Here is a 4,774-nt window from a genome sequence, read left to right as displayed (position 1 = left end):
GGACAGTCCTGTGTAAGCGGAAATTAAATTTTTAACGTTTTCACTCAGCCCTTCCAAATTTAAAACAGTTTCTACGTTTAGTATTTGGCCGTTTTCCACTTGAAAAAGAAAAGTAGTTGTTCCCTGTAAATTACTAAATAATGCTTTAGAAGGATATGGCACTTTAGCGGCCAAATATTTATAAAGACCTACGAACTGACTTTTTTGCTGTTCTTTTTCCGAATCAGATACATTTTGAGCAAATATTGGTAAAGATGTGATTAACAGGATGGATAGTACACTTAAAGTGAAGAGTTTACGGTAATTCATTGTTATTTTTTTAAAACGTAAATATATCATTTCATTTATTGTCTGTTAAAACTTTTCAAATAATATTATTGACGAATAATTCTTTAAATTTAAATACACACAAATATTTAAACCTTAAAGAATTATGAAAACAAAACTAATGCTGGCCTTATTGCTGGCTGCATCCATTAATGGCTTCACCCAAACAAAAGCCGAAACTGTTAAAAACATCAACCAACTATTAGCAAAAGCTATAGGCGGAACCGATCGTATTTTACGTAAGGGAATAGAAACCACGTTTACAATTACAGCAAATTCATTTTATATTGATGAAGAAATGAATTATGGAGTTTTTACAGTTGGAAAAAGCTTTGCCAGTTCGGATAATGCCAAAGAAGAAACCACCAACAAATCGCAAATAAACGTCTGGAAAGGCTTCAAAGTTAGCTTGGAACAGACCAGCACAAAAATCAAATCAATCTATCCGGTTTTTGACAAAGGCGAAGATGAGCCCGATAACGATAAAAATGGAATTAGATATTATTGTTTAGCTGGTGATGAAGAAAAATTGGTAGCGGCATTAACGCATCTGCAAGGGATCTATTCGAGAAAACAATAAACTTAATAAGCCAAAAGCCAGGAAGATATTGCTGGCTTTTCATTTTTATTTTCGCGACGTAACATAAGCAGGACTATAGCGATAAGGTTTAGTTTTCTTCACTAAAACTTCATAATTGAAGTGCACCTTTGAAATAACAAAACACGAAGCGATTTCAATTTTGTTAAATTCTAAAAACTCATAATTAGTTTTTTAGTTTTCCGGTTACCCTTATCTGATACCTCATGTATTGCAAAATACATGAGGTTTTTTTATGGAAAATTACTCGGTACTTTCTTTAAGCATTTGATAAAGATCTGTTGCACCTCCATCAAATTTAGTCCCGTTTACATAAAATGAAGGCGTTCCGTTTACACCACTTCGTACACCACTATCAAAATCATCTTCTATTTTCCTTTTGATATCTTCAGAGACGCTGTCTTGCTGAAACTGCTCCAGATCTAAACCAATCGTTTCAGCCAATTCGTCGAACAGCTCGCCATCTAAACGGTATTGATTTTCGTAAAGTGCATCGTGCATTTCCCAAAACTTACCTTGTAAACCTGCCGCTTCTGCAGCAATAGCAGCCGGAAAAGCAAACTCATGGGCATTCGCCAAAGGAAAATGACGGAAGATAAATTTGATCTGATGGCCAAATGTTTCTTCAATTTCCTTCATAATCGGGTAGGCATTACCACAATATGGACATTGATAATCGCCAAATTCGACAATGGTTACACTCGCTGAATCATCACCTTGGATGTGATCCTGATTGTTTACCTCAGGTTTTAAAGTACTCATAGCTTATTTCTTATCTAATTCCTCCAATGCGTCTAAAATTCCGTCAGCGCCAGGGTTAACGGCTATTGGCGACAAATAACTCCAGGCAATTTTTCCTTCTTTATCTATAACAAAAAGTGCCCTTTTGCTTTCGCCAAGTTCTTCATCGTATACACCATAAGCTTTTGACACTGCGCCTTTTGGTTCAAAATCGGCCAAAAGTGGAAAATGCAGTTTTCTATTCTCTTCAAAAGCGAGGTGGCACCAAACACTATCAACAGAAACACCAAAAATCTGTGCATCATACTTGTTAAAATATTTTAGCATTTCGTTATAAAGTGCCATTTGGTCGCTGCATACTGGGCTCCAATCGGCAGGATAAAAAGCCAGGATAACATTTTTTCCTTTAAAGTCTTTAAGTTTTATTTTCTGATCGGGAGTAGCATTCAATTCGAAATCTGGTGCTACAGCGCCTTTTTCTAACATATTAAGGAGTTTAAAATTTAAATCATTTAATAAACAACGCTGAATCTGTGTTGTTTGCAACAAATTTTAGCCTAATTTCTGCCTTTTGATTAAGTAAGACTGAAGGACAGGGTAAAATCCATCGTTCATATCGGCATCAATTAAGTCGATTTTATATTGGGCGCATTTTAGCACAATCTGCTGTCGATACGAGGAAACTGCCGCTGTATAATTTTCCTTTACCTGATTGGTATGTACTTTAATCGTTTCGCCGGTTTCCATATCGATAAACTGGTATGGGCGGTTTTCAAAATTGAAATCAACTTCTTTTGATTTATCTACCACGTTAAAAACCACCACTTCATGTTTGTTGAATTTTAAATGCTGCAAAGCATCAAAAAACTCGTCCGTTTTATCTGTGCTGGTTTGTGTATTAAAAAGATCGCTAAAAACAATTACCAATGAACGTTTATGAATCAATTCGGCCACCTGGTGTAAAGCTTCGCTTAAATTAGTCTGTGCATTTACCTTGGGTTTATGTAACAGCTCTTCCAATTGTGTAAACAGATATTTCTGATGTACTGTAGTCGACTTTGCTGGCGAATTCAACAGTATTTCATCTGTAAATAAGCTTAATCCGAAAGCATCACGCTGTTTCTTCAACAGGTACATCAAAGATGCAGCAGCCTGTATCGAGAAGATCAGTTTGTTATTTTTAGGTTCAGGAAAGTACATTGATGAGGACACATCAATCACAAACTGGCAGCGCAAATTGGTTTCTTCTTCGAAACGTTTACTGTAAAGTTTATCAGTTTTGGCATATAATTTCCAGTCGATATTTTTAACATTATCGCCATTATTATACTGGCGGTGCTCTGCAAATTCAACCGAAAAGCCATGGAACGGACTTTTATGCAGTCCGGTAATAAAACCTTCTACCACTTGTTGTGCAAGCAATTCTAAATTACCATAGCTTGTTTCGTTTTCGTAGTTTACAACCCGCATATGGTAAAGCTAATAAAAGATTTATTAAAAAAAATTAAAAAAGTCCCCAAGACTTTCGAAGTTTCAAAGGTCCAAGCACTGGCTAACTACAAACTGTGAATTGCAAACTGCAAATTGATATGGGCGTTCCCCAAGCTACGCAAGGGGCGGGCTTTGCAGGGCTGCGCTATGCTCCGGTACCGACGAAGGATCGGTACTAACCCTTACAATCCCTAACGCAAAACCTCCGCCTTAAAGACCTGGCAAACCTGAGCAATTTGATGGTCCGACTATGCTACTATCCTTTGATAAATAAACCCGATTGCAGTGGTAGCTGCCGGCTTCACGCCGGCACTACAAACGGAAAGCAGGGCCGAAACCCCCAATGAAAAACTGATCCCTCATTTCCAAAAACAAATAAAATGATTTAAAACAAAAAATCCCGGACTCAATAAATGAATCCGGGATCTATATTTTATAATTACTTAACTTACTTCTTAGCAATTCTAAACAAATGACCATTATCGGTTACAGAATAAAGCGCCCCGTCTTTTCCTTCTACCATATCACGGAAACGTTCGCCTTTACCTTCCAGTAATCGCTCTTCACCAACAATTTTATCATTTTTTATTACCAATCTGATAATATGCGAACCACCCAAGCCACCTACAAACAAATTTCCTTTCCATTCGGCGATACTATTGCTGTTATAAAACGCAATACAGCCAGGAGAAATACTTGGGTTCCAATAATAAATAGGTTGCTCCATACCATCTTTCTGTTGAATACCATCACCTACTTTTTTACCACTGTATTCTGTTCCGTAGGTAATAATTGGCCAGCCATAATTTTTGCCTGGTTTAATAATATTTACCTCATCGCCACCTTTAGGGCCAAATTCGGCTTCCCATAAATCACCGGTTAAAGGATTAATGGCTAAACCATCTGGATTCCGCAATCCATAGGCATAAATTTCTGGTTTTGCATCTGCTTTGCCAGCAAAGGGTCCGTTCGCCACAGCTTTACCATTGGTGGTAAGGTGTAAGATTTTACCCAAAGAAGAATTTAAATATTGTGCCTGAATTCTGATATCGTTACCAGAACGTTCGCCAGTACTTACAAATAAATTACCATTCTTATCGAACACAATTCTCGAACCGTATTGAAGTTTACCGCCGTAAGCCGGTGTAGCGCGGTAAATAATGGTTTGGTTTTCTATTGTAGTTTCATTAGCTGCTAATTTACCTTTGGCAATGGCTAATAAAACACCTTTATCCTGTGGCTCTGAATAAGCCCAATAAATCATTCTGTTTTTAGCAAAGTTTGGATCTAAAGTTACATCCAATAAACCGCCCTGGCCAGATGGATCTACCTTGGGTAAACCGGTTATCTTTTTGCTTAATTTCCCATCAGGAGTAAGGATCACCATTGTACCCTGTTTTTGTGTAATTAAAAAACCACCGTTTGGAAGAACTGAAATGGCCCAAGGATTTTCTAACTTTTCATTAATAATCGTAATATCCAGAGGCGTTTTGGTTTTTACTCCTCCAATTCGGGTCTGCCCGGCAAATGCTGGCTTATAATCTGCTGATGGTTCGTTGGTTTCAACAGGGTTTTGCGCCAATACACATGCAATATTTGCACAGTTTAGGGCTAAAC

The 4,774-nt window shown here is 37.4% G+C and carries 6 protein-coding genes; 1 reads left to right on the top strand and 5 read right to left on the bottom strand.

The genetic code is table 11. The features are described 5' to 3' along the window. On the bottom strand, nucleotides 1–309 hold a 309-nt coding region (locus AC1DND_RS19930), incomplete at its 3' end, for a hypothetical protein (protein ID WP_477584283.1). A 124-nt stretch (nucleotides 310–433) separates the two neighbouring features. Here AC1DND_RS19930 and AC1DND_RS19925 point away from each other — a divergent pair. Next, nucleotides 434–907 (top strand): hypothetical protein, encoded by a 474-nt coding sequence (locus AC1DND_RS19925; protein ID WP_477584281.1) that lies wholly within the window; start codon nucleotides 434–436, stop codon nucleotides 905–907. 261 nt (nucleotides 908–1,168) lie between these two features. Here AC1DND_RS19925 and AC1DND_RS19920 read toward each other — a convergent pair whose 3' ends face one another. From AC1DND_RS19920 to AC1DND_RS19905, 4 genes are all read right to left on the bottom strand, one after another. Continuing rightward, nucleotides 1,169–1,687, bottom strand: a complete 519-nt coding sequence (locus AC1DND_RS19920) for a DsbA family protein (protein ID WP_477584279.1) — start codon at nucleotides 1,685–1,687, stop codon at nucleotides 1,169–1,171. A gap of 3 nt (nucleotides 1,688–1,690) precedes the next feature. Beyond that, complete coding sequence (locus AC1DND_RS19915; RefSeq protein WP_477584277.1) at nucleotides 1,691–2,152, bottom strand: redoxin domain-containing protein; 462 nt, start codon at nucleotides 2,150–2,152, stop codon at nucleotides 1,691–1,693. 66 nt (nucleotides 2,153–2,218) lie between these two features. Further along, nucleotides 2,219–3,136, bottom strand: a complete 918-nt coding sequence (locus tag AC1DND_RS19910) for a DUF58 domain-containing protein (protein WP_477584275.1) — start codon at nucleotides 3,134–3,136, stop codon at nucleotides 2,219–2,221. A 469-nt stretch (nucleotides 3,137–3,605) separates the two neighbouring features. Next, a partial coding sequence (locus AC1DND_RS19905) for a PQQ-dependent sugar dehydrogenase (protein ID WP_477584273.1) occupies nucleotides 3,606–4,774 on the bottom strand: 1,169 nt, incomplete at its 5' end.

The sequence above is a fragment of the Pedobacter sp. 01N416 genome (genome assembly GCF_056399685.1).
Note: the sequence above shows the minus strand (reverse complement) of the source record. Positions and strands in the feature narration are given on the sequence as shown.